Origin of the sequence: Kurthia sp. Dielmo (genome assembly GCF_000307285.2) — a bacterium.
Classification (GTDB): domain Bacteria; phylum Bacillota; class Bacilli; order Bacillales_A; family Planococcaceae; genus Kurthia; species Kurthia populi.
In genome coordinates this window covers 115,751-141,223 of the sequence record NZ_HE578963.1, presented here as the reverse complement: position 1 = coordinate 141,223, position 25,473 = coordinate 115,751, and the positions used below count along the sequence as shown (strand labels likewise).

Sequence of the window (25,473 nt, the reverse complement as noted above, 5' to 3'; positions counted from 1 at the left end):
CATATTTAAATTTCAGCTAAATCTTGAGGATCTTTTGAGTTGTATGTGTCTCGGTCCAATTCCCCTGTTGCACGTGCAGTCGTTACACCCGCAACCATTGAGTCACTAACGTTAAGCGCTGTACGTCCCATATCGATTAATGGTTCAACAGAGATTAAAATACCGGCTAATGCAACTGGTAAGTCCATCGCAGATAAGACAATGATGGCTGCGAATGTCGCACCCCCACCAACACCTGCTACGCCGAATGAGCTAATTGCGACAACGGCGATTAGCATTAAAATAAATTGCCATTCAAATGGGTTGATGCCCACACTTGGTGCAATCATAATCGCAAGCATTGCTGGGTACACACCGGCACAACCATTTTGACCAATTGATACACCGAATGAACCGGCAAAGTTTGCAATCCCTTCTGGAACACCTAAACGCTTACGTTGTGTTTCAATGTTCATTGGTAATGTACCCGCACTTGAACGAGATGTGAACGCGAATAGTAACGTTGGTGCTACTTTTTTCACATATGTGATTGGGCTCATACCTGTTAGGGAAATGATAATAAGGTGAATAATGAACATCGTGATTAATGCGACATACGATGCAATGACGAATTTACCCATATTGTAAATGGCGTTAAAGTCAGATGTTGCGACGGTATTTGTCATAATTGCTAAAATACCGAATGGTGTTAAACGTAAAACTAATGTAACGATACGCATTACTAATGCGTAAATCGTATCGACTGCTTTTTTAATATATGTGGCATGCTCTTCGTCTTTACGTACAAGACCTAAGTAAGCAAAGCCGACAAATACGGCGAAAATAACGACCGCAATAGTTGATGATGGACGAGCGCCTGTTAAATCTAAGAATGGATTCGCTGGAATGAATTCTAAGATTTGTTGAGGTAATGATTTATCGCCCATTTCTTCTGATTTCGCTGTGATTTCTTGACCACGTGCTTGCTCTGCATCCCCACTAACTAATGATGAGCCATCTAAGTTAAATGATAATGCTGAGGCAATCCCTACTGAAGCGGCAACTGCTGTTGTCCCTACAAGTACGGCTAAGATAATTGCGGCATATTTACCAAAGCTTTTCCCTGCTACTACTTTTGTAAAAGCAGCAACGATTGAGATGAAGACAAGTGGCATCGCAACCATTTGTAATAATTTAACGTAACCTGAGCCGATAATACCGAACCAGTCCGTAGTAGTGGCTGTAATTGTTGAATCAACGCCGTAAATAAAGTGTAGAGCTAATCCAAATAGAATCCCTAAACCTAAACCGGCGAATACACGTTTAGAAAATGATACGTGCTTTTTGTTCATTTTAAATAAAAGCATTAATAAAACAAACATCACGACCATGTTCACAATAATCCATACTGTATCCATGTGTTTATTCCTCCATATGACTTAATTATTTTCGTAACACTTAATAATGACAATGCTTATATTAATATCATAAAACCTATAAGTCAAGTAGGTTTTATCGGGCGCGATTATTTTTTTCACTGTGTGCTATTTCATGAATACGATATACTAGAAAGTGGTTATTTTTTATAAAGGAGGGGTTCCCGTTGCTCAGTCAATTACTTGATTTCACTTATATTCCGTTCTCAATTATAGGTGTAACTTTATTTATTAACTTTATTTTTGCCGCAACGATTATTTTCCTAGAACGACGTGAGCCTACATCTACTTGGGCGTGGATACTCGTATTGTTCTTCTTCCCTGTTGGCGGCTTTATTATTTATCTTTTATTTGGGCGACGATTACGTCAGAAGCACTTATTCCGCTGGGAAGGTCGTAAAAAGATTGGTATCGACTCACTCGTTGATTATCAAATCGAGGCCATTAAAAACAATACCTTTGAATATCGTCTAAATGATTCTGAACCATTTCGTGATTTAATTTATATGCATTTAATTAATAATCACGCCGTGCTTACGCAAGATAATAAAGTCGATATTTTCGATGATGGGCATGAAAAATTCGAAACGCTGATTCAAGATATTTTAGCCGCAAAAACGAATATTCATATCCAGTACTATATTTTTCGCTTAGACCATCTCGGCAATCGCATTTTAGATGCACTTGTTAAACAGGCGAAGCGCGGTGTGAAGGTGCGTTTACTTTATGATGAAATGGGTTCGCGCGGCGTACATAAGCGCCACTTCAAGCAATTATTAAATGCTGGTGGTGAGGTTGAAGTATTTTTCCCGTCCATTTTGCCACTTATCAATCCACGAATGAATTATCGTAATCACCGAAAGCTTGTCATTATTGATGGGCGCATTGGCTATATTGGTGGCTTTAATATTGGAGACGAATATTTAGGGTTAGATAAGAAATTTGGCTACTGGCGTGATACGCATTTACGACTTGAGGGAAGCTCGGTGCATCCGCTACAAACACGCTTTTTACTCGATTGGAATCAAGCATCTGACCGAAACGACCTGCAATATGAGGACCATTTCTTCCCGATTATTTCACGTAAGGGTGAGGTCGGATTACAGATTGTCTCAAGTGGACCTGATTCCGACTGGGAGCAAATTAAAAACGGTTATTTAAAGCTCATTAATATGGCGAAAAAGTATATCTATATCCAAACGCCGTATTTCATTCCAGATGATAGCTTTATGGATGCCGTACGTATCGCCTGTCTTTCAGGCATCGATGTGCGTATTATGATTCCAAACAAGCCTGACCATATGTTTGTGTACTGGGCGACCTATTCCTATGTAGGCGAACTTATCCAAGCAGGCGCTCGAATCTATATTTATGATAACGGCTTCTTGCATGCGAAAATGATTGTTATCGATGATGAGGCTTCTACTGTCGGTACAGCAAATATTGATTCGCGTAGCTTCAAATTAAACTTTGAGGTCAATGCATTTATTTATGATCGTAATGTCTCGCATCAACTCGCTGAATTGTTTGAGCGTGATATGCTGTATTCGCATGAACTAACGCCTAAAATTTATGAGGAACGTTCGCGTGTCATTAAAATGAAAGAATCGATTTCACGACTCCTTTCACCGATTTTATAAAAAGAAGGCATCGCGCGTTGACGCAATGCCTTCTTTTATTTATTATTTTTCTTTTAAATACGCTTCTAATGTCAGTTTTTCTTTATATATTTTAGTCGCTGCGGTTTTACCAACATAGCGGAAATGCCATGGCTCATACATATAACCGGTTACTTTTTCTTTCCCCTTTGGATAACGCATAATAAAGCCATAACGGTGCGCGGTCTTCGCGGCCCACTTGCCTGCTGCGCGTTCACCAAAGCGTGTCGACGCATATTCAGATGGGCGCTTCATTTCGCCAATATCAAAGGCTAGACCCGTTTGATGCTCTGAAAAGCCTGGACGTGCGCTATAGCGATCTGCTGCCTTACGTCCATCTTTCGCGACATAGTTGTTATACAACGTTTTTTGACGTGCATATGAGCGATATGTGCTAAACGCCTCGAAGCGATATCCCGCCTTTTTCGCCGCCTTATTCCAGCGTGTATAGGCGGCACGTGCTTTGTCACTTTCGCCCGGCGCATAGCTTGATGGCAGTGGTGTTTCCTTATTCACTAAAATAATGCCATCGATTATTGTTGGCTTTTTCGGTAGCTTTTGTCCAGCAATATAATCACTTTTCGCCACAACTGTATCCGTCATCGTAGTCCCTAGTAGTCCGATTATAAGCGCTGTACAGCCTACTGCTTTTACCCAATTCTTCATTGTTTCGCCTCCCATTTCTCTATACCCCACTATGAAAAAAGCTGTCCTCATGCGACAGCTTTTTCCATTTACCCTTCAACGCCTAAGTATTCTTCAAGTGTTGAATCATTATTATAAATTTCAGTGGCAATGTCTTTTCCAACATAGCGGAAATGCCATGATTCATACATATAACCTGTTATTTCTTCTTTTCCATCAGGGTAGCGCATAATAAAACCATACTCATGTGCATGTTCAGCAAGCCATTTTCCGGCTTCTGTTTTACCAAAACGATTCGATGCATAGTCATTTGGGTTACTTGTTTCACCAATATCAAATGCTAATCCCGTTTGATGCTCCGAGAAGCCTGGACGTGCACTGTAGCGGTCTGCAGCTTCTTGGCCATCTTTTGCGACATAGTTATTGTAAAGCTCTGTTTGGCGGTCGTATGAACGATACGTGCTAAATGCATTAAATGTATAGCCTGCTTGTTGTGCCGCTTTGTTTAATTCATTAAACGCCGCACGTGCATCCGCACTTTCACCTGGTGCATAGTCACCTGGCATTGGGAATCGTTTATTCGCAATAACTACACCATCCACCTTTTTCACCTCTGTTGCGGGCTCTTGGTCAATAATATAGCCACCTGCATCACGTTCAACTTCCTCTTTTGCAGGCTTTTCTTCTACTGGCTTTTCCGTCGCTGTGTTATCCTCAGTCGTTTTTTCAGTTGTTGTTTGTTCTGATTCTGTCGTTTTTTTCTCTTCCGCATCATTTCCACAAGCTGCAAGAAGCATTGCACTTGCCGCTAATGTAATCATTGGGAATCGAATAAATGATTTTTTCATATTGCTCTCCCCTGACTTTAAACTATATTAAATGAATAGAGACACGATTGCTGCGACGGTTAAAATACCAAAGAAAATAGATATTGTGCGCATCACTTTTGACTCTTTCACATATCCTTTTGCTTTCATATCTTTTGCACGTAATGCATTGGTTAATGTGAACGTGAACGATATTAAAACAACTGCAATGGCATATTGCTGTTTAAATAAAAACCAGACAGCTAATACACTCGCTATCGCCGTCACAATACCTGTAATACGTTGAATATTCACGAGCTCCCTCCACCTCCTCAAAAAAATAAGTCAGAGCATCTAGACACTCTGACTTAATTATACATTATTTTTTCTTTTTGTTTTGTGCTTTCGCTGCGCGTTCTGCAGGCGTTAATTTACGCTTTTCTTGTGGCTGTTCAGCAACAACTGCTTCTGCGGCACCTTTTGATTTTTTCTCTTTTTTGATTGGATTACCATGTTCGTCTAGTGGTGGATATAAAATACGACCAAGATATGTTTGACCGACTAATAATAAACCAGACACTGACCAATAAAGTGGTAGTGCACCCATACTTGAGAATGAAATCACCATGATCATGATTGGTGAGATATACATCATGATTTTCATTTGTGCTTGTTGTTGCGTTGGCATATTTGCCATCGAAACTCTTGATTGCCAGTAGTAAATCGCACCGGCAATTAATGTCATGATAATATCTGGCTCACCAAGCTCGAACCATAAGAATTTATGTGCATGTACTTCTTCTGAATACAGAATTGCATAGTACAAGCCCATGATGATTGGCATTTGAATAATCATAGGAAGACAACCCATATTTAGCGGATTGACATCATATTTTTTATAAAGTCCCATCATCTCTTGTTGTAGCGCCATTTGTTCTTCCTTAGAAGACGCTGCTTTTAATTTCTTTTGGATTTCTTCCATTTCTGGACGAAGCTTATCCATTTTCATTTTCATGCCTTGTTGGTTTTTATACGTTTTCAGCATGAACGGCATTAAGATTAAACGAATTAATACTGTGATGATAATAATTGCGCCACCATAGCCACCATCGAATAATGTATTACCAAAGAAATCTAGCAGGAATTCCATAGGTTTTACAAATGTGCTATAGAAAAAGCCTTCACCATTTTTAACCGACTCACATCCAGCTAAAATGAACGGTGCAAGGCCTAGCATTGAAAGTAAGCCTATTTTCTTCTTCACTATTTTTTCACCTACATCATTATTTTAAACTATAGTGAAGTATACCGTATTTCTCTATTACATATCAAATTAAAGAAGAACGATTTTTCGAATATTTGTAAATTACACTAAACGTTCTGGCAATTGGAATCGGAAATATTCATGATCTGGCTGATCGCGGAAATGTTTTGGCGTCAAACCAACGTATTTTTTAAATATTCTCGTATAGTAACTTTGGTTACAGAAATGGAATTGCTCTGAGATATTTGAAATGCTCTTCGCTGTATGACGTAAGTAATATTGAGATTCCTCAACACGACGTACATTTAAGTATTCAACTAATGTAATCCCCACATGTTCTTTAAAAATACGTGATAAATGACTTGTACTAATTGAGAAATGCAGCGCAATATCTTCTACTGATAAATCGGTTTCGACCTCATCATCGATAAACATAATGACGCGATTCACCGTTTGATGCTTGTAAGAAGGCTGTTTACGTTCTGAAATCACATAAATATAGAACTCCACTAAATCATCTGCGAATTGTAAAAATTCTGCATCATTCATGCGTTCATCGACCATTTGTACACATGCTGAATTAAAAGCAAACGCTTTTTTCAGTGGTGCTTGATTGTCGATTAATTTGCGTGTAACAACGGATGACAGCACGATAAAATAATGACGAACAGCTCGGAAAAAATGCTTTCCAGAACGTTCTGATAATAAATCAATTAGCGCACGTAATGATTCTTTTGCAGCTTCTGTTTCTAATTGATAAATTTCTCTTATAAGCTGTGCTTCAATTTCATAAAACTTTTCAATACCATCATAGCGGTTCATTGTCTCTATTTCTTGGAAATAACGCTTTGAGATTGCTTCTGAGATAGAATATTGATGTTGTAACATATAGAATCCCCATCTTTCTGATAAATATGCATTTTGTAATAACCCAAAACAATCAATCAATGACATTAGTATCAATTCATGCACGAATAGCTACAACCTAATTTTTTTACAAATCCGCCGTTTAGGTCGTTATACTTAAATAATTTACAAAGTAATTGAGTGATTTTTATAAAAATTATACAATATTATGCAGTAAAGGAAAAGGCAATTTTGAAAAAAATTATGCAATTTTTATTATTTATAATAAAAGTTATAGTCCATTCTACATAAGTCGACAAAATATCATTTTTTTGTTACGATGTGAAAGCATTTTGCTTCATTTTATTTAATACGCTAAGAAGATATTTTTATTATTTTCAAGACATATTGCTTCACACGTAAAACATAAGCGTTTACAATCATTCTAAGTGGCAAATTTTCTGCTTAAAAGCATTATTTTTGACCCTAATTGTAGAGAATTTATTTTTAGTACTTAATTTTGGAAACAAACTATAGTAAAATGTTATGACAGGATGAAATGAATTTAAGATATCGGAAGAAACGAGGTATGAATGGATGGATCCCAAATCAATTGAAGAATTAATAGAGGTCATTAAAGAATTTTTCCCGGATAATACTTCTATTGTAATCTCGGATACAGAAAAGTATTTATATTATCAACCAAGCAAAAAAATCGACTTAAAGATTAAGCCTGGTGACGAGATCCCTGAAGGCTCAGCAACACATAAAGCTCTTGATTACGGCCAAAAAATTAACTCATTTATCGAACCAGATGTTTTTGGCGTACCATACTATGGTATGAGTATTCCATTGTTAGAGGAAGGCGAAACGAAGGGTGCTATCACAGCTATCTTCCCTCAAAAGCCATCTCCATTCTTAACAAACTACATTACAATTAAAATCGATGATTGCTGGTACCCAGTAAAACACAATGAAGTGATTTACTTAGAAACACAACTTCGTAAAACATTTGTAAAAACGATGAAAAAAGAAGGGTACCACCGCTTAAACTTAAGCGACTTAGAACTTTTCTTATCGCCTGACACATTCATTCGTTGTCACCGTTCTTACATCGTTAACATTGACTACATCGATGAAATTCAACCAGATTCACACTCAACATTCTTATTAATCATGAAAGACGGCACGCGCATTCCTGTTAGCCAACGCTACGCTAGCTACTTCCGTCGTTCATTAGGTTTCTAAGAATCTATCTAACGTGTGTTATGCTTCTGCATAACGCACGTTTTTTTATATATCACAATAATATAGAGCTTGCTACAATAAACTTTAATTTTCTCTAATAGCTAACAATTCATCCCTTTCATACATCATAAAAAGAATTTGTGACAATTTGGTGATAAAATTTACTATAATAAGGGCGATGCTATTTTCGGAAACGAAAAGCGCCCTTTTCATGAGTATTTTTATAATAAAGAAAGAAGGCAATTTTTATGACTAGCACAGTCGAAGAAAGATTACGCTTCACCGGCTTACAAGACAAAGTAATGTCTGCTGATGCCGCTGCAGCATTAATCAACAATGGCGATACACTTGGTTTAAGCGGATTTACTCGCGCAGGTGACGCTAAATTTGTACCGCACGCTCTTGTAGAACGCGCAAAAGGACTAGAAGATTTTAAAGTAGATGTCTACACAGGTGCTTCCCTTGGTTTTGATACCGATGCACTTATGTCAGACGCTGGTATCGTTCGCAAACGTTTACCTTTCCAAGTAGACCGCACAATGCGTGGTCACATCAACAAAGGTGACGTTGGTTTTATCGACCAACATTTATCTGTAACATCAGAATACCTTCGTCAAGGTGCGATGAAAATTGATGTCGCAATCATCGAAGCGACTGCAATTACAGAAGATGGCTACTTAATCCCTACATCATCTGTCGGTAACTCTCCTATTTATGTAGAATCAGCTGATAAAGTAATCATCGAATTAAATGTCGCTGCTCCTGCTGAATTAGAAGGCTTACACGATATCTATGTTCCTGAAAAACAAGGTGAACGTGGCCCAATCCCAATCATGCATGCAAATGATCGCGTTGGTGCTAAAGGTATTAAACTCGACATGAATAAAGTTGTCGCCATCGTTGTCACTGAACAAGAAGATTCTCCTTCTAACATCGTGCCTCCAGATGCTGAAACACAACAAATGGCGAATCACTTACTTGATTTCTTCCGTAAAGAAATTAAAGAAGGTCGCCTAACAAATACACTTGCGCCACTTCAATCAGGTATCGGTTCAGTAGCAAACGCTGTACTTGCTGGTATGGTTGATTCTGAATTTGAAGAGCTTGAAGTTTATTCTGAAGTACTACAAGATGCGGTATTTGAATTAATCGACGCTGGTAAAGTGAAATCAGCTTCTTGCTGTTCATTCACATTATCTCGTGAAAAAATGGATGCCGTTCTTCCACGTATTAAAGAATATGCAGATAAACTTGTTTTACGTCCACAAGATATCTCAAACAGCCCTGAAGTCATCCGTCGTTTAGGTCTTATTTGCATGAATACAGCGCTAGAATTCGACATTTACGGTAATGTAAACTCTACACATGTATCCGGCAGCAAAATGATGAATGGTATCGGTGGTTCTGGTGACTTCGCACGTGCTGGTCGCTTATCAATCTTCGTGACAAAATCTGTCGCAAAAGACGGTAAAATCTCTTCAATCGTTCCAATGGTTTCACATGTTGACCATACTGAACATGATGTTGATGTTGTAGTTACAGAACAAGGAATCGCTGATTTACGTGGCTTAACTCCTCGTGAACGCGCTGCATTAATTATTGAAAACTGTGCTCACCCAATGTATAAAGAAGCACTTCGTAACTATTTTGAAGAAGCAAAAGCAACTGTTGGTGGTCAAACACCTCATATGCTGACAAAAGCTTTCTCATTCCATAATAATCTTGCAGAACATGGTACAATGCTACCTTAGTTCGCACCAAAAAGAGGCTTTGACATACGTGTAACAACCTCTCATATGAGCATAAGAAAAACCGGAATCGCGCTGTGGCGCGGTTCCGGTTTTTCGTTGCGAACGCTAAAAAAGGAAAATGACGTGTTTTGTCCCCGTCTCTTTTCTTATCCGTTCTTTTTCGAATCAGCATCTTGTTTTTCGTTATAATAGTGTACCGTTGTACCGGCACCTTCTGAAATCATATCGCGGTCTTCATTATGATAAGAAGTCGAATTTTGCTTTTCTTTTTCACTATCATCAAAGGCCTGTGCATCTGCATTTTCATAGCCTACTTTCGTTAATGCACCTTCATCTACCATCTCTTTATCTTCAATAAAGTAAGCCAAATTGTCTTGTTCGTCAACTTCTCCCTGCTTTTCTTCATTAAAATATTGTACCGTTGTTAAAGCGCCCTCATCAACCATTTCCTTCTCTTCGATATAGTAAGATGTATCGCGGTCTGGAATGATTGTATGGTCACCAGTCTCTGGATCTGCCCCTCGTTTACTGTCCATATTTTGCTTTTGCTGTGTAACAAATTCACCCACTTTGTCTTTCGTGCTGTTAAATGCTGCTACTGCTTTATCACGATTTTCTTGCTTACGTAAATAAGCATAAGCACCTGCTGCAAGCCCTGCAATGAGAAGTGTATTTTTTTTATTCGCCATAGTAAAAGCCTCCCGTAAAGTTCTATAGTTAACAAATACCCCTGAACTATTGAAAGTAATCCATACTCTTACTGTAAATCTTTATTTTATACACAACATTTTTGTGCTACGATAATGTCACAACTGACCAAATGAAACGGAGTGTAGAACATGCCAACTAAGGGCGATTTAACAAAACAACGTATTTTAGACGTTGCGCGCGAACTATTTTATAAAAAGGGCTTCGATGCGACTTCTACAGCTGAGATTGCTCGTGGTGCCTCCATTTCAGAGGCTGCAATGTATAAATACTATAAAAGTAAACGAGATTTATTAACCGCTTCTGTCCAGCCAACTCATTTTGTCGAGGACACATCTGATTACTCTACATTAACAAATAATGAATTAGTACAATGTTGGACGGCATTATTTTTAGAAAAGGTCGAAAAAAACTTGCCGCAATATATGATTTTATTTGGTGAATCCGTAAAATATCCCGAGCTATCAGAAACCTACCTCGCCACATTTCATAAAGAAACCCCCGCTGATATTGAGGTGCAAAAACGTATAAAAACAGGCCACTTTCCTAAGCTCGATATTACCCTTATGCAAGTCGGTATGATTGGCGCATTAATTGCGATGATTCAGCATCTTGTTATTTATAAAAAACATGATGACCTAAACAGTGTGCCATCTAAGGTAAAGGAAGTTATTAGTAGTATTATTAGCGGTAAATTTTTTAATTAAGAGATTAAAAGAGACTGGGACATACGATATGTGTAAAAACAACCGTTCCTAGAAGCATAAGAAAAACCGGAATCGCGCAGTGGCGGTTCCGGTTTTTCGTTGCGAACGCTAAAAAAGGAAAATGACGTGTTTTATCCTATTTTCTTTTTTGTGTTATTTAATGTGTTCTTGATTATTTGAGATTTGATGCGGTGTTTTTTTGCCGACTGGTGATTCTTGTGGTTGCGCTTTTTTACGTGTAAAACAAAGAATTGCTGCGATATAAAATAAAATAGACGGTACAGAAATGAGACAAGCAAAAATACCTGCACCAATAAATAAGATACCCGCTAGCTTCGTATCACTATGCAACTTAATCATGCCCGCTGTGCCGATAATTAAACTGATGATTAATACAATAATGACGAACCAACCAATCGAACCAAACACCTGCGAAAGATCTTGTAAATCTGTTAATGTCAGCTTTGTTCCTGTACTTTGTTGTACATCTTCAATAATTTGTTGCTGTAAACTTTCCGTTTTAAAAAGATTATCGATACTAAACATAAAGACACCAGTACCAGCAATACCAAAGACATTTAAAATCGAGGCAATCATCGCCAGTACTTTTTCAATCGTTCGGTTCATAGGTTCCCACCCTTTCTGCATATGCCGGTGCACCGAATTGGTTATCTAAGGAAATCAAGCTACGTGCGCAAACGTCCTGTTCACAACACTTAACCAATCTTCGTTCGTAGACTGTATTCGCCCTTCCCTTTCCTATACCCTTTTCATCAAATAAAAAAAACGAGACTAGCATGCGCAAGTCTCGATAGTTTGTCACAATTATAATGCTTTAATATCATCGTAATCTGTAGATTTGTCAAAGGCAGCGACGACATAAGAGCACACTGCTTCGATTTTATAATTTTTTTCACGTGCATAATCTGCGGCGCGATTTAATAATTGTTTGGCAATACCCTGTCCTCGAAGTGAATCGTCGACGAATGTATGATCAACTACCATCACATCTCCAAGTTGTGTCCAACTAATCTCTGCGTCTATACGCTCTCCTTCTTTATGTTGAAAAGCGTATTCCTCGCCACCGCGATTTGTTAATTCAAATTCCATGCTTATTCACTCCTTCTACTAAATTACCGTCATTGTAGCATATATTTTCCAAATTAGCTGTTGCTAACTATTCTTCGAGTGCTAATGGATGTAGCGTTGCTTCAATTGATTCACGATGTTCTTCTAAAAATGGAGGCAATGCAAGTTCTTCCCCCATATGTTCTACTGGTTCATCAGAAGAGAAGCCCGGTTCATCTGTCGATACTTCAAATAAAATGCCATTTGGATCGCGGTAATATACAGCTTTGAAGTAGAAGCGGTCGATTTTTCCTGAAGTGTGAAGGCCAAGCGCCTCATACTGTGCGACCATGGCTTCGTATTCTTCAACAGATTTCACACGAAATGCTACATGGTGCACACTGCCGCGACCATGACGTTCAATCGGTAAATCATGACGTTCTTCAATATGCACTTCTCCTGCAGGGCCGCCCTCACCTGATGAATAGACAACAATATCTGGCTGACCTGCTACTGGTGATGGATATGTGCCTACTTTTTCAAAGCCATATAGCTGTGTCAATACGTTTTCAGTAGCAGCTGGGTTTGCGAGTGTTAATGTCACACCACCTAATCCAACTAATGCAAATTGTTCTGGTACATCTGTTTTTGTCCAAGGTGTACCATAAGGAATACCTTTCCCGTCATCGACTACAAGTAAGAAACGTGCATCCTCAAAATCCTGAAATGGCAATACTTTCCGACCAAAGCGTTCTGTAATGTCACCATGTGTAATATTGTACTCATCAAAACGTTTTACCCAATAAGTTAATGCTTCCTCTGATTTCACACGGAAAGCTGTTGAGTTAATACTTGAGACACCCGGTAATGTACGGCCCATTCCTGGAATATCAAAGTAGGTCATATCTGTTCCTGGTGTGCCAACTGCATCGGCATAAAATAAATGATAAGATGATGTGTTATCTTGATTGACTGTTTTTTTCACAAGACGTAAACCTAAAATTTGTGTAAAGAAATGATGATTGCGTTCAATTTGTGCTGTAATTGCTGATACGTGGTGAATTCCTGATACGTTTACTGTCATGTTAATCCGCTCCTTTTATTATCTCGAATTCAAGATTCTTTATAGTCATATAATAGCACATATATTTTATTTTGCAATGATAAACGCATTTTTTTAATAATAAAAAAGACTAAGCCTCGTCAGCTCAGTCTTTTTAGTTTATTGATTTGTTTCGCTATCGTTCGAATCGTCACCAATGCCAAATAAGTTTTTGAACCATTGTACGACTTTATCCCAGAAACCTGTATTTTCATTGACGCTATCTTTTAAGTTATTAATTGAATCGGTTAATTTATTTCCTAAATCATTTAATTGATCCGACCACTGACCGAAGTTAATGTCTAGATTACTAATTTTATTCATCAAATCAACAAGTAGCTGGCGGTCCTCATCACTTAAATTGATTTGTAAGCTTTGTAGTTTGTCATCCACAATTTTTGCTACATCTTCTTTTGTCGCTGGCTTTTGCTCAGCAATTTGCTGTTTGATTTCCGTTAATAACTGGCTAACCTTATCTTGGTCGACCCCTGCTTTATCCGCTAATGTTGTCGCTACGTCTAACTCTTGGTTTGCCACATCGGTACGCTCTGTGTCCAGTTTTTCACCAGTTGTTGCTTCATATGCTTTGTAGACGCCTGCAAGCGCCGAGTGACCTGTAACGGCTTTTGGTGCTGCTACTTCTACCTTCGCGTCACTAATCCCTGCTGTTAACATCGCATTGGAATACATATCCGATGTTACTTGCGTAATGTTTTGTGGTGTTTTAATTTCGACCACAATGCCATAGCCTGCATCCTCTGGGGTAATTTTCGCTGAAGAATATAGACGGGCTGAAGAATTACCATTTTGAATATATTTCGCAATATCACTACCTGTTACCGTTACTTCTTTTACCGTACCAGATACACCTAAATCTTTTTTCACTGTTTCTTTTTCGCTATCAGATAAAGATCCACCGTACACTACGATTGGATCGCCTAATTTTTCATTTACCACTTCTGCTGAAGCTGATTGAGTAAAACTTGTCATCGTAACGGCTGTGGCGCCGACTGCGGCTGTCGTTAGGCATAATGCTGCAATAATGGCATAAGCTCGTTTTTTCATCGTTTTTTCTCTCCCTTAAATAACTATTTTGATTATAATACGCAAAAAAGGACGAAAAAGTTTCATACCTTCTTTTTCGTCCTTTTTAAATTGATGTTTAATTAGTGTTTAATTTTTGTCCAGCCATCCACTTGCTCGATACGACCGGCTTTCATTAATGTACCTAATGCACGTTTAAATGAACCTTTTGAAATGTTGAACATATCTTTAATTTCATCTGGTGATGATTTATCACTAAATGGCATTTGACCGCCAACCTCTTCAAGGTATTTAAAGATTTGTTCTGCATCCTCTGTTAAACGTTCATAGACACGCGGTTTCATAGAGGCATTTAATGTGCCGTCTTCTTTTACTTCGATAATACGTACACTAACATCTTGTCCTAGACGTGGCTCTGCATCACGTTCTGTTTCGTGTACAAAAATACGGTATGGTTTATCGACGCCAAGTAAAAATGTACCGATTGGTAATAGACGGTATGGTCGCGCAATAATATTTTGGTTAAACAGCTCTTCTTCGCCATTCTCAAATTGTTCCATAACACGTTCCTCTGTCACTAAGCGGCCAAATAAATTGCCGTTATAATCGACACGTAATGTAATGTAAAGATGGTCGCCAACTTCTGGCCATACATCTTCAATTTGTGGTAAATCTTCTGCTGGTACTACGACTTCGCGTGATGTACCAATATCTACAACAGCACCATCATGACGAGACATACGCATAACGCGCGCCCAGCCAAATGTGTCTTTTGTAATTGTTGGAATGGCAGTAGTCGCTGCTAAATCGCCGCGACGGTCTGCGTATAAAAATACTTTTACTTTATCATGCTCGTTTAATTCCTCAAGCACTTCCGATGCATTTAGTGGTACATCCACTTCATCGTTTGTTAATACATATTGAGATGCTAACTTTTCTTTAACAACAAGTGTTACCACATCTCCTGATTGTAATTCAGTCATGTTAAAACTCCTCTCACTTTATGACGCGTACTATTCAATGTGATGCTCTAAATCTTTCAGTGCAGCAATCTTTTGTACAAACTTAGGATTCTCTTCCAGTACTTGTATTAGGTCTGCGATACGGTCTATGGAGTTCCAGCTAAGGTGGTGCTCTATGCCTTCAACATCGTTGTAAATCAAGTTCTCATCGACGCCAATGAGTCGCAAAAACTGCTCCAATAAACTATGTCTTTCAACAAGACGTTTCCCTAACTTTTTACCCTTAGGTGTTAGCGAAAGTCCTCGGTAACGTTCGTATATTAAATAACCATCTTTATCAAGTTTTTGAACCATTTTAGTAACGGAAGAAGGAAGAACGGACAACGCTTCTGCGATGTCTGATACCCGTGCGTAACCTTTCTGATCAATAAGTAAATAGATTTGTTCGATGTGATCTTCCATACTCGGTGTCGGCATCTACATTCCCTCTCTTTCCAGTAGTTATCTTCCCATTTTACTACACTTAACATGAAAACGTAAGGAGGTTTCAGGGGTTACTCGCTTTTGTGCGTATTTTGACCAATTATGTGTATCGCGTGAATAACTTGTCTATTTAACTCCGCAAGTTGCGCTTGTTGTCTAAGATATTCAAATGCGCGGTCGCGGTCCTCAGCGGTTACCACATAATGACTTTGTAAATGATTTAATGCAATGGCCGATATTTTCGCCTCACACTTTGCACAACTGCAATACGTTGGATACTCCGGACTGTTTAGTAAGAAGCGTACAGTGCCCCTTACAATTTCTTCTGTCACATTCACTAATGGAACAGTTTGCTCCACAAAAATTCCCCCTGCTAAATTAAGCTGATTTTAGCATACACACATGTATCACGTAATTGATGCGTATTTGCATTACGAGAATCCTGTTTCAAGATGCCCTCTAGTTCAAAATGATTTTTTTCTGCAATCGCACGACTACGAATATTATCGCGATCACAACGAATTTCAAGACGATTGGCACCTAAATCTTCAAATGCAAATAACGTCATACTATGCACAGCCTCCGTCATATAGCCTCTACCACTCCAGCGCTCATCAATCCAATAGCCGATTTCAAATTTTGGAATCGTCCAATCAATATGCTGCAAGCCTAAAACGCCCACAAATTCACCTGTGTCTTTCAAAAACAAATGGAAGCGTAGTTCCTCGCGGTTCATAAAGCGCGCAATGGCTTTACGAATACTTTCCTTTACATTTTCATGTGTCGGCTTCTTTTGCGCCCAGGACATGAACATTTTTAGCTTTCCAACTGAACGTAAAATCGCATCATAGACAACTTCTGTATCTTCTTCACGTGGCATACGTACGATTAAACGCTCCGTCTCAAATTGTGATGGGAAGTCCCAATATTTTTTATAATCGAATTCTACCGGCTCGTCATTCCACGATACAGGTGTTGTTTTATTACCAAAGAAATCCTCTCGTGTAATCCCGTACGTAACGGCATCATAATAGGCATCTTCCTTTGGCATATACCAGGCATCACGGAAATGCGCTTCTTTCACAAAACCCACACTCTCAAATGTTTTACGCATTGGTACATTATCTTGGCGCGTATGTCCCTCTAAGCGAATTTTCTTCTCAGGCAAGCTAAAAATAAATTCTGTCACAAGCACTAAAGCCTGCTTCCCGTAACCTAAACCACGCCATTGCTCGGCGATTCGTAAATCAAAAACCGGAATCTCATCTTGCAAATCATAAATCTGCGCCATGCCGACTTTTTGCCCTTCGTCATTTTCAATCCAAAATGTTTTTACATCATCAGACTCATAGCCACCCTCTTCAATTGTACGTTCAATTAATTCACGACCAGGGTGAGATTGTACGTGATAAGGCCATTCATTTTTCGTTAAAAAGTGAATCAGTGGTTCTTGTTCTTCGATTGTCCATTCTTTTAGTCGCATATAAACACCTTCTATAATTAATTAAGTTATCTTCATTATAATAAAAGCGCTTTAAAAGATGGACCTTTTAAAACGCTTTTTTCTTTCTTCATCTTATTTTATACCCTAGCACGATGCAACCAAAGCCAACTATCAATGTAAGTAGCATATAAATAATGGCCTTATGTCGATTTATTTTTAGTAAACGGACCGTATCAAAGGCAAACGTTGAAAACGTCGTTAGTGCACCTAAGAAGCCCGTTACAAAAAGTGCAAGCATAACGGATGACTGAAATAAGTGCAGCGCCATACCCATCAAAAACGAACCAACACTATTAACGATGAATGTCGCCATATAAAAAGGCTGTGCCCTTTTTTCAAGCCATTGAATCAGTGCATAACGTACAACTGCGCCTAGTGCACCACCAACTGCTACAGCGAGCATCATCATGCGCGCTCACCCCGTTTCACTAACCAATAACCACTAAAAGCTGCGACTACACAGCAAATGGTCATGCCAAATGCATAAGCGAGTGCCTGCAGTGGACTTTGTAGCATGTACCGAAGCCATTCTGCAGAAAATGCTGAAAACGTCGTAAAGGAGCCGAGTAAGCCAGTCGTAAGTAACAATTTAAGCTGTGTATTTGGAAAACGTTCAAAATAAGCATGTAACATACCCATCGCAAGACTCCCCGCAATATTCACAATCCATAACACGAGTGCCTCGCTCACGATGAGCATACACCCATACCGTAGCAATACGCCAATGACTGCCCCGCCTGCGACAAAACCGTAATTACGCATAATCAAGTTCTAAGACAATCGGGCAATGGTCACTGCCAAGTTGTTGATCATGCATTGTTGCCTCGGTAATAGCCGGTGCTAAACGATTGGACACGATAAAGTAGTCGATACGCCAGCCGATATTACGCTCACGTACCTTACTCATATACGACCACCAGGTGAAGCGGTCCGTCATATCTGGGTGTAGTGCACGGAATGAATCTGTAAAGCCACTCGCAAGCAGTGTCGTCATTTTGCCACGTTCCTCTGTCGTAAATCCTGAATTGCCGATATTTGACTTCGCATTTTTCAAATCAATCGCTTCATGCGCGACATTCAAGTCCCCGCAATAAATAACAGGCTTTTTCGCGTCTAACTCAACTAAATACGCACGTAGTTCATCTTCCCACTCGAGACGATATGGTAGGCGTGCTAAGTCACGTTTTGAATTTGGTGTATAGACCGTCACCATATAAAAATTCTCATATTCAAGCGTAATAATGCGCCCTTCCTCTTCGGTATCCTTATCACCGACACCATATTTCACCCGAAGCGGCTTATGCTTCGTAAAAATTGCCGTACCTGAGTATCCTTTACGCAGCGCATAATTCCAGTACTGTTCATAGCCCGGCAACTCAAGCTCCACTTGTCCTGCCTGACATTTTGATTCTTGAATGCAGAAAAAATCAGCATCCATTTCATGAAAATAATCCATAAAGCCTTTTTTCAAACAAGCGCGAATCCCATTTACATTCCACGATACAAATTTCATCATTTACCTCCACAAAAAGACGCCCCTCTAAAAAGAAGAGCGCCCTCACATTCATTATTTCACGGTTGCTGGTAAGTCGTCCCCAACAATTTTAACTTCTGTTTCTAACGCAATATCAAATTTTTCCTTCACGACACGTTGTACCATGTGGATCGTTTCGATATAGTCTGTTGCAGTTGCTGTACCGGTTTTATTAATAATAAAGCCTGCATGTTTTGTTGACACTTCTGCACCGCCCACGCCATGACCTTGAAGGCCACTATCTTGGATTAATTTACCCGCGAAGTGACCTGGAGGACGTTTGAATACAGAGCCCGCTGATGGATATTCAAGTGGTTGACGAGATTCACGTTTGAATGTTAAATCAGCAATTTTTTCATCGATAGCTGTTTGAGCACCTTTTACTAAGGTAAATAGAGAAGATAATGCATAGTAGCCTTCGTCTGCGATAATACTTTTACGATAGCCTAATTTAAGCTCTTCTTTTGAAAGCTCTAAAATGTCGCCTTCTTTTGTTAATACTTTACAGCTTTTAATAACATCATTAATTTCACCGTCATAAGCGCCCGCATTCATTGCCATTGCACCACCGATTGAACCCGGGATGCCGCAAGAAAACTCTAAGCCACTTAATGTATGCGCTGCGGCGATTTTTGATACTTCTTTAATTAATGCACCTGATTGTGCATATACTTCTGTCCCATTCACTTCTACTTTGTCTAATTTAGCAAAGTTTAAAACGATTCCACGTACACCACCATCACGAACAACCATATTTGAACCATTGCCTAATAATAAAATAGGAATGTTATGAGCGCGTGCATATTTTACAACGGCGCTTGCCTGTTCTTCCGTTTCTGGCATAACAAAAATATCGGCTGGTCCACCTAGTTTTGTCATTGTGTATTTATTTAATGGTTCATCTATTTTAACATTTGCTGGATCTACGATTTTTGCTAAATCTTTTGCCCATTGCGTTTTCATAATGGAAAAATCCAATCCTTTCTACTTCAAGTTCATCACAACTTAGTATGAATCTTCATTAGACATTTTACAAGCTTTCTACTATTAAAGCCACTCTTTCGACCATTTTTCGATTTCGGCGATTGCGCCTTTCATACTATAACCCTTGTCTGTCAATTTATATTCTACGCGAACCGGTACTTCTGTATAGACACAGCGTTCGACCATTTCTTCTTTTTCAAGTTCTTTTAAACGCTCTGAAAGCAAACGTCCACTAATTGGTAGTGATGACTCAATTTGATTAAAGCGTTTAGGTCCATCTAATAATTCATATAAAATAAGGCCAACCCAGCGTTTGCCAATTAAATCCATCGCTTTTGATAATCGAGGGCATAGTCCTGTTTGTTGTTCCATGTTATTTCACTCCTTGTGCCCTTATTGTACATACATTAAAAAAACTTTTCAACTTTTCGTAACTAAATTACTTGACGTAATAAAGTTATAAATATATATTAGGTTACATAAAGTAAGTTATATACATTTTCGTATTGAAAGGAAGATTTCACGATGAGTTTCACATTAGATCCACAAATGAAATTAGGTTATACACAATTACGCGTGCTTGATATTCAAAAACAAACAGCTTTCTATCAATCACTTGGTTTTCAATTAATCGAACAAACTACTGATCATGCCATATTTGGCGCTGGCAGCAATGAGCCTGTGCTTATTTTAGTCCAAGAAAACAACACAATCCCGCGCCCGCCACGTACAACAGGTCTTTTCCACTTTGCCATTTTAGTAAAAAGCAAAGAAGACCTTGGACATGTTATTGGCAACCTCGCCAATCGTGGTATTCGTTTTACAGGCGCTGGCGACCACCTTTATTCAGAAGCATTTTATTTAAATGACCCAGAAGGCAATGGCATTGAAATCTACCATGACCGTCCACATGATGAATGGACGATTCATGAAGATGGCACAATCGAAACCGACACATTGCCAGTAGATGTGCAAGCCATTTTAGATTTATACGATCCAAGCCGCCCATGGACTGGCTTCCCAGATGGCACCATTCTTGGTCATATCCATTTAAATGTCTCAAAACTAGATGATTCATTAAAACATCTTTATTTTGATGCACTTGGCTTTGATTTCAAAACAAACTTCCATGAATCAGCTTATTTCATTTCAGCAGGTGGCTACCATCATCACATCGCTTTGAATACGTGGATGGGTGTGGGCGCTCCCCTTCCTCCACTTGCATCGTCTGGTCTAATGGCTTATTCACTCCATCTATCTTCATTAGAGAAACTAGAGGAGCTTCGTCAAAACTTAATAAAAGAAAACGTTTTATTTACCGACGAAGGGGAAAAGTTGGTTGTGAAAGACGTTAATGGCCACGACATGATTTTTGGTGTAACAAAATAATTTTATGTTTTGAATTGATAACTCTTGAATTTAAGATAAAATTACTGTATACTGAGTTCAGCAAGTAAATAAGTTAATTAAACACAATAAAAACATTTATTAGGAGGAATTTTAGTTATGGCAAAATACGTAGTAGATCCAACTCACTCTTCAATTGGTTTCCAAGCAAAACACATGATGATTTCAAAAGTAAAAGGTCACTTTGATCGCTTCAACTCAGAGTTAGATATTAATCCAGAAGATTTATCTGGCGGTAACATTCAATTTGAAGTTGAAATTGCATCAATTAATACAAATAACGAAGATCGTGATAATCACTTACGTTCTGCCGATTTCTTCGATGCGGAAACACATCCTACAATGAAATTCGTTGCGACAGATATTAAAAAAGTCGATGATGATGAATATAAAATTACTGGTGATTTATCAATTCGTGGTGTCACAAAACCCGTAACATTCGATGCTGAATACAATGGTAAAGGTACAAACCCATGGGGCGTTGAAGTTGTAGCATTCGAAGCTGACGGTAAAATTAATCGTAAAGACTTTGGATTAAACTGGAACTCAGCACTTGAAACAGGCGGCGTTTTAGTTAGCGATGACATCAAAATCCATATTGAAATTGAAGCAAATCCTGCATAATTTTTAATTTCTAACTAAGCCTAGAAAATTTCTAGGCTTTTTTTTTCGTAAAATTATCGCAATTTTTCAAAATTTATTTATAATAGACATATAGCAAAGAAAGGAGTGTTCAACATGGATATTTCAGATGGGCTTTTATTTTTTTACATTATACCAACTATTGTGATAGGTTTTATACTATATGTAGCAGTTAAAGAATTTAATGAATATAAACGTAATAACGCTGCAGAGATCGAAATGACGCATGCAAAGATTGTTAGTAAGCGTACAGAGTTACTTGGCGGTGGTGATTCCTTTATGGCAATGGATTACTATATTACCTTTCAGCATGCACAAGGTAAACGAATTGAATTCAAAGTAAATGGTCTTACCTATGGTGAATTAATCGAATCGGATAAAGGCTTACTGAAATTCCAGCGAAAACGCTTCTTACACTTTGATCGAATGTAAAAAAGACCTCAACTTTATGTTGAGGTCTTTTTTAATGAATTAATCATTTTAGCGCTGTTCAAAACTCTAAAAAGGAAAAATCATTTCAATTCTGTACGCGATTAACACTGCATCCACTACAGGATAAGGAGTACTAGAAAGGTAAAACATTAAATTGATGAATCTTACGTTCCCTAATTAACTATAGCCTTTTTGCTCATTTTTCAAACGTCCAGACGGCAAAAATTTCCTTTCTGCGAGCCATTCCGCTACACTGTTAAGTAAGAAACGGAGTGATTTTCATGTGGTCAATCATCTTTATCATTCTTGCAATCCTGTTAGTTATTATTGGCAGTATTCCCGAAAAAATCATGATGCCCTTTGCACAAGCAGATGGTGCTTACTGGCGCATCCATTACACGCGTATTGTCGCACTACTAGGCGCCTTTGCATTACTTATTTTAGCAGTCATTAGTTTTTTCAATTGAATACAAAAAGAGGGACTGGAACAAACACGTCATTTTCTTTTTTTAGCGTTCGCAACGAAAAACCGGAACCGCGTCACAGCGCGATTCCGGTTTTTCTTATGCTCATAAGAGAGGTTGTTACACGTATGTCAAAGCCTCTTTCGTATGTTAATTAAGCTTCTACTAATGAAGCAACTTTGTTTGCTGCTGCTTTAACTGCTGTGAAGCCAGCTTCTTTAATTTCTGCTGCTTGTGCTGCGTTTGCATTGTGACCTTCGATAATTACTTCATCGATAATTTCCATGCCGTATACGCCGCCAACTACATTACGCATGTAGTTAACTGACATTTCCATACCAGCTGTTTCTGGTGTTGAGTAGTAACCGCCACGAGCGTTTAATAATACTGCTTTTTTGTCAGTTAATAATGATACTAATTGACCTTGTTCGTTGTATTTGAATGAGAAGCCTGAAGCGTAAGTGTAATCAATGAAAGTTTGTAACGCTGCAGGAATTGTTAAGTTCCATAATGGGAATGCGAATACAACTACATCTGCGTTTGTTACTGCTTCGCGCGCTTTGTTTTGAGCCGCCATTACACGTGCTTGTACGCCTTCTAATTCGTTACCAGCTTGTAAGTTACCGTAAGCATCAAATACATCTTGACCAAAGTAAGGCATATCTTCAGCAAATACGTCAAATGTTGAAACGTTTACGCCTGCTTTGCCTTCTAATTCATTCATGAATACTTCGTACATTTTTGATGATACACCTTGGTCCGCTGGGCGGTTGTTTGCTTTTACTACTAATACGTTTGTCAAAATAAACTCTCCCTTAACTAATCAATTATTTATCACAAAATTATTTATCTCAAACTTAAGATAAACTAATTCTAATTAATTTCCACAAAATAATCAATAGTTATGCACTCAGACTTTTGACCGATTTTTAAAATTTACAATTATCCCCGTCACAGCTTGCTGAATCGTCACCAAACATTTTTAGTGTTGGTTTTAAGTTTTCCTCTTCTGCAACTTGTTGAATCGCCTTTGTGAAGACGTCATTTGGTTGAGCACCTGAAATCGCATATTTATCATTAATAACGAAAAATGGAACGCCACGCACGCCAATTTGTTGCGCTTCTTGCATATCAACTAATGTTTCAGCTGCAAAACGCTCATCTTGTAATGCCGATTTTACAGCATCCTCTTCAAGTCCAACTTCTTTTGCAAGTGCTACTAATACCGTTTCATCACCAATACGCTTGTTCTCTGTGAAATAGGCTTTTAGTAAGCGTTCTGTTAATTCTTTTTCTTTGCCCACTGTTGCTGCATATTTTGCAAGGCGATGTGCCTTAAATGTGTTTTCAGGATGCATGTTATCAAAATGATATTCTAGCCCTACTTCTGCTGCACGCGCAGTAATCCCTTCTGATTGTTGCTTCATCGCTTCAGGAGTGGCACTATATTTTTTCGCTAATGCTTCATGAATCGTTTCAGTTGTTCCTACTGGTGTGTTTGGATCTAGTTGATACGCTTTAAATTCTACCTCTGCTTGACTGGCAAAGCCTGTTTCCTCTAATGCCATTTCTAGCTCACGTTTGCCAATATAGCAAAACGGACATACATAATCTGACCATACTTGAATTTTCATTTCTCTTCACCTCAGCGTAATTGTATAGAGATTTATAAAGCAATGCACACAAACTGCTCATGAGGATATTTGTTTTAATCTCACAATAAATACATTTACATATATAGGGAATTATTTTATAATTCTTATATCAATAATAGATAAAAATACTCAAAAAAGAGGTTTTAATATGAAATATAAAATTCCTTTACTACTATTATCTACTTCTTTATTAGCAGCCTGTGGTTCATACAATATTTCGATTGAAAAAAATGAAGAGCAAGAGCAGCCCGCAGCACAGCAAGCTTCTACACAAACTTCTACACAAAATCGCTCAACAGCTAAGTCAGAAGCCTCTTCACAAACCATTCAAGACAATTCCGGTGATTATGTACAAGCTTCTGGAGATTCTAATATTCGAAGCGCGCCCGACATTACTAGTGCGATTGTTAAAAGTGCTAGAAGTGGTGATGTTTTTGAATATTTACATGAAAAGGTGCAAACGAGCGATAATCGTACTTGGTTAAAAATACGCTACGGCTCCTCTAATATTGGCTATATAAGTCAAAAGGTTGGTAACGTAACCTCAAGCGCGCCCGGATATGTTCGTCTACTTGAAAATGGTACAAATATTCGTATAGACACTTCAACAACGAGTAGTATTGTTGCAACTGGTAATGCAGGTGACACTATCGCTTATACAGGCTATAGCTATCCGAAAAATGACGGTCGTATTTGGCTTGAAGTTATATTTGATGATGGTACCGTCGGCTATGTCAGTCAAAAGGTCGCAACACTTACAACAACAGGCTCTGGCTCGTTAACAGCAAACGTGTCGAACAATTATAGCGTTGTTGTCATTACAGCAAATGAGGCAAATATTCGCTACAATATCGACAAAGATGATACGTCAGCAATTATCGAAAAAGCCTCTAAAGGTGAACGTTTTGACTATACAGGATACACCATCCCTAGCAATGGTCGTGATTGGTATGAAGTATATTCGTCTACAGGTGAAATAGGTTATATTAGTAGCCGTGTCGGTAGCTTACAATAACAAGCTTCAAAAAAGAGACTGGGACAAAACACGTCATGCTCCTTTTTTAACGTTCGCAACGAAAAACCGGAACCGCGCCACAGCGCGATTCCGGTTTTTCTTATGCTCATATGAGAGGTGATTTCTACA

Annotated in this window: 31 protein-coding genes; 9 read left to right on the top strand and 22 right to left on the bottom strand. The window is 38.5% G+C overall.

The window, feature by feature from the left end; all coding sequences use genetic code 11:
- Window positions 1-5 precede the first annotated feature (5 nt).
- The gene (locus KTHG_RS18335) at window positions 6-1,397 is read right to left on the bottom strand and encodes an L-cystine transporter (protein ID WP_126991402.1); all 1,392 of its coding nucleotides are present in this window, start codon (window positions 1,395-1,397) and stop codon (window positions 6-8) included.
- A 185-nt stretch (window positions 1,398-1,582) separates the two neighbouring features.
- On the opposite strand from KTHG_RS18335, the gene cls reads away from it, so the two are divergent.
- Complete coding sequence (gene cls / locus KTHG_RS18330; RefSeq protein WP_126991403.1) at window positions 1,583-3,055, top strand: cardiolipin synthase; 1,473 nt, start codon at window positions 1,583-1,585, stop codon at window positions 3,053-3,055.
- A 42-nt stretch (window positions 3,056-3,097) separates the two neighbouring features.
- Here the strand turns inward: cls and KTHG_RS18325 are convergent, their stop codons facing one another.
- The 5 genes from KTHG_RS18325 to KTHG_RS18305 all read right to left on the bottom strand — a co-directional run bounded on the left by KTHG_RS18325 (window position 3,098) and on the right by KTHG_RS18305 (window position 6,676).
- Complete coding sequence (locus tag KTHG_RS18325) at window positions 3,098-3,739, bottom strand: M15 family metallopeptidase (RefSeq protein WP_255512503.1); 642 nt, start codon at window positions 3,737-3,739, stop codon at window positions 3,098-3,100.
- A gap of 68 nt (window positions 3,740-3,807) precedes the next feature.
- Window positions 3,808-4,566, bottom strand: coding sequence for a M15 family metallopeptidase (locus KTHG_RS18320; RefSeq protein ID WP_139995788.1), 759 nt, complete (start codon window positions 4,564-4,566; stop codon window positions 3,808-3,810).
- A gap of 27 nt (window positions 4,567-4,593) precedes the next feature.
- Complete coding sequence (locus tag KTHG_RS18315) at window positions 4,594-4,839, bottom strand: hypothetical protein (protein ID WP_126991406.1); 246 nt, start codon at window positions 4,837-4,839, stop codon at window positions 4,594-4,596.
- Between the two features lie 64 nt (window positions 4,840-4,903).
- Entirely contained in the window at window positions 4,904-5,788 is an 885-nt protein-coding gene (yidC, locus tag KTHG_RS18310) for a membrane protein insertase YidC (protein WP_126991407.1), read from the bottom strand.
- 102 nt (window positions 5,789-5,890) lie between these two features.
- On the bottom strand, window positions 5,891-6,676 hold the full coding sequence (locus KTHG_RS18305) for an AraC family transcriptional regulator (RefSeq protein WP_139995786.1): 786 nt from the start codon (window positions 6,674-6,676) through the stop codon (window positions 5,891-5,893).
- Window positions 6,677-7,231: 555 nt separating this feature from the next.
- Here KTHG_RS18305 and KTHG_RS18300 point away from each other — a divergent pair.
- Window positions 7,232-7,882: a LytTR family DNA-binding domain-containing protein gene (locus KTHG_RS18300; RefSeq protein WP_010307316.1), complete on the top strand. Its 651-nt coding sequence runs from the start codon at window positions 7,232-7,234 to the stop codon at window positions 7,880-7,882.
- A 248-nt stretch (window positions 7,883-8,130) separates the two neighbouring features.
- Window positions 8,131-9,633, top strand: a complete 1,503-nt coding sequence (locus KTHG_RS18295; RefSeq protein ID WP_126991409.1) for a succinyl-CoA:acetate CoA-transferase ScpC — start codon at window positions 8,131-8,133, stop codon at window positions 9,631-9,633.
- A 146-nt stretch (window positions 9,634-9,779) separates the two neighbouring features.
- Here the strand turns inward: KTHG_RS18295 and KTHG_RS21530 are convergent, their stop codons facing one another.
- Window positions 9,780-10,322, bottom strand: coding sequence for a hypothetical protein (locus KTHG_RS21530; protein WP_186439685.1), 543 nt, complete (start codon window positions 10,320-10,322; stop codon window positions 9,780-9,782).
- A gap of 150 nt (window positions 10,323-10,472) precedes the next feature.
- Between KTHG_RS21530 and KTHG_RS18285 the strand changes: the two genes are divergently transcribed.
- Window positions 10,473-11,048, top strand: coding sequence for a TetR/AcrR family transcriptional regulator (locus KTHG_RS18285; protein WP_139995784.1), 576 nt, complete (start codon window positions 10,473-10,475; stop codon window positions 11,046-11,048).
- A 153-nt stretch (window positions 11,049-11,201) separates the two neighbouring features.
- Here KTHG_RS18285 and KTHG_RS18280 read toward each other — a convergent pair whose 3' ends face one another.
- From KTHG_RS18280 to KTHG_RS18220, 13 genes are all read right to left on the bottom strand, one after another.
- On the bottom strand, window positions 11,202-11,675 hold the full coding sequence (locus KTHG_RS18280) for a DUF4064 domain-containing protein (RefSeq protein WP_139995782.1): 474 nt from the start codon (window positions 11,673-11,675) through the stop codon (window positions 11,202-11,204).
- A 198-nt stretch (window positions 11,676-11,873) separates the two neighbouring features.
- Window positions 11,874-12,158 carry a GNAT family N-acetyltransferase gene (locus KTHG_RS18275; RefSeq protein ID WP_126991412.1) on the bottom strand — a complete coding sequence of 95 codons (285 nt, stop codon included), beginning with the start codon at window positions 12,156-12,158 and terminating at the stop codon, window positions 11,874-11,876.
- Window positions 12,159-12,225: 67 nt separating this feature from the next.
- Window positions 12,226-13,200, bottom strand: coding sequence for a ring-cleaving dioxygenase (locus KTHG_RS18270; protein ID WP_139995780.1), 975 nt, complete (start codon window positions 13,198-13,200; stop codon window positions 12,226-12,228).
- Between the two features lie 138 nt (window positions 13,201-13,338).
- On the bottom strand, window positions 13,339-14,283 hold the full coding sequence (locus KTHG_RS18265; protein ID WP_139995778.1) for a DUF1002 domain-containing protein: 945 nt from the start codon (window positions 14,281-14,283) through the stop codon (window positions 13,339-13,341).
- A 101-nt stretch (window positions 14,284-14,384) separates the two neighbouring features.
- Window positions 14,385-15,245 carry a CvfB family protein gene (locus KTHG_RS18260; protein WP_126991415.1) on the bottom strand — a complete coding sequence of 287 codons (861 nt, stop codon included), beginning with the start codon at window positions 15,243-15,245 and terminating at the stop codon, window positions 14,385-14,387.
- 30 nt (window positions 15,246-15,275) lie between these two features.
- Complete coding sequence (gene mntR / locus KTHG_RS18255) at window positions 15,276-15,701, bottom strand: transcriptional regulator MntR (RefSeq protein WP_126991416.1); 426 nt, start codon at window positions 15,699-15,701, stop codon at window positions 15,276-15,278.
- A gap of 77 nt (window positions 15,702-15,778) precedes the next feature.
- Window positions 15,779-16,066, bottom strand: coding sequence for a late competence development ComFB family protein (locus tag KTHG_RS18250; protein WP_139995776.1), 288 nt, complete (start codon window positions 16,064-16,066; stop codon window positions 15,779-15,781).
- Window positions 16,067-16,080: 14 nt separating this feature from the next.
- A complete protein-coding gene (locus tag KTHG_RS18245; protein ID WP_139995774.1) occupies window positions 16,081-17,190 on the bottom strand; it encodes a GNAT family N-acetyltransferase in 1,110 nt (369 codons plus the stop codon).
- 88 nt (window positions 17,191-17,278) lie between these two features.
- Entirely contained in the window at window positions 17,279-17,620 is a 342-nt protein-coding gene (locus KTHG_RS18240; protein ID WP_126991419.1) for a fluoride efflux transporter FluC, read from the bottom strand.
- Entirely contained in the window at window positions 17,617-17,973 is a 357-nt protein-coding gene (locus tag KTHG_RS18235; RefSeq protein ID WP_139995772.1) for a fluoride efflux transporter FluC, read from the bottom strand. The genes KTHG_RS18240 and KTHG_RS18235 overlap by 4 nt, the downstream gene beginning before the upstream one ends.
- Window positions 17,966-18,724: an exodeoxyribonuclease III gene (locus KTHG_RS18230; protein ID WP_139995769.1), complete on the bottom strand. Its 759-nt coding sequence runs from the start codon at window positions 18,722-18,724 to the stop codon at window positions 17,966-17,968. The genes KTHG_RS18235 and KTHG_RS18230 overlap by 8 nt, the downstream gene beginning before the upstream one ends.
- A gap of 54 nt (window positions 18,725-18,778) precedes the next feature.
- Complete coding sequence (murB, locus tag KTHG_RS18225; protein WP_370362825.1) at window positions 18,779-19,711, bottom strand: UDP-N-acetylmuramate dehydrogenase; 933 nt, start codon at window positions 19,709-19,711, stop codon at window positions 18,779-18,781.
- A gap of 81 nt (window positions 19,712-19,792) precedes the next feature.
- On the bottom strand, window positions 19,793-20,101 hold the full coding sequence (locus KTHG_RS18220; RefSeq protein WP_126991423.1) for a winged helix-turn-helix transcriptional regulator: 309 nt from the start codon (window positions 20,099-20,101) through the stop codon (window positions 19,793-19,795).
- Window positions 20,102-20,254: 153 nt separating this feature from the next.
- Here KTHG_RS18220 and KTHG_RS18215 point away from each other — a divergent pair, with 153 nt between their 5' ends.
- The 4 genes from KTHG_RS18215 to KTHG_RS18200 all read left to right on the top strand — a co-directional run bounded on the left by KTHG_RS18215 (window position 20,255) and on the right by KTHG_RS18200 (window position 22,677).
- Window positions 20,255-21,118 carry a VOC family protein gene (locus KTHG_RS18215; RefSeq protein ID WP_139995765.1) on the top strand — a complete coding sequence of 288 codons (864 nt, stop codon included), beginning with the start codon at window positions 20,255-20,257 and terminating at the stop codon, window positions 21,116-21,118.
- Window positions 21,119-21,235: 117 nt separating this feature from the next.
- Window positions 21,236-21,760, top strand: coding sequence for a YceI family protein (locus tag KTHG_RS18210; protein ID WP_126991425.1), 525 nt, complete (start codon window positions 21,236-21,238; stop codon window positions 21,758-21,760).
- A 114-nt stretch (window positions 21,761-21,874) separates the two neighbouring features.
- Complete coding sequence (locus KTHG_RS18205) at window positions 21,875-22,210, top strand: DUF2500 domain-containing protein (protein WP_126991426.1); 336 nt, start codon at window positions 21,875-21,877, stop codon at window positions 22,208-22,210.
- A gap of 281 nt (window positions 22,211-22,491) precedes the next feature.
- On the top strand, window positions 22,492-22,677 hold the full coding sequence (locus KTHG_RS18200; RefSeq protein WP_126991427.1) for a hypothetical protein: 186 nt from the start codon (window positions 22,492-22,494) through the stop codon (window positions 22,675-22,677).
- A gap of 151 nt (window positions 22,678-22,828) precedes the next feature.
- Here the strand turns inward: KTHG_RS18200 and KTHG_RS18195 are convergent, their stop codons facing one another.
- Both KTHG_RS18195 and KTHG_RS18190 read right to left on the bottom strand, forming a co-directional pair.
- The gene (locus tag KTHG_RS18195; RefSeq protein ID WP_139995763.1) at window positions 22,829-23,476 is read right to left on the bottom strand and encodes an FMN-dependent NADH-azoreductase; all 648 of its coding nucleotides are present in this window, start codon (window positions 23,474-23,476) and stop codon (window positions 22,829-22,831) included.
- A gap of 127 nt (window positions 23,477-23,603) precedes the next feature.
- Window positions 23,604-24,308: a DsbA family oxidoreductase gene (locus tag KTHG_RS18190; protein WP_126991429.1), complete on the bottom strand. Its 705-nt coding sequence runs from the start codon at window positions 24,306-24,308 to the stop codon at window positions 23,604-23,606.
- A 169-nt stretch (window positions 24,309-24,477) separates the two neighbouring features.
- Between KTHG_RS18190 and KTHG_RS18185 the strand changes: the two genes are divergently transcribed.
- Complete coding sequence (locus tag KTHG_RS18185; RefSeq protein WP_139995761.1) at window positions 24,478-25,344, top strand: SH3 domain-containing protein; 867 nt, start codon at window positions 24,478-24,480, stop codon at window positions 25,342-25,344.
- Window positions 25,345-25,473: the final 129 nt, after the last annotated feature.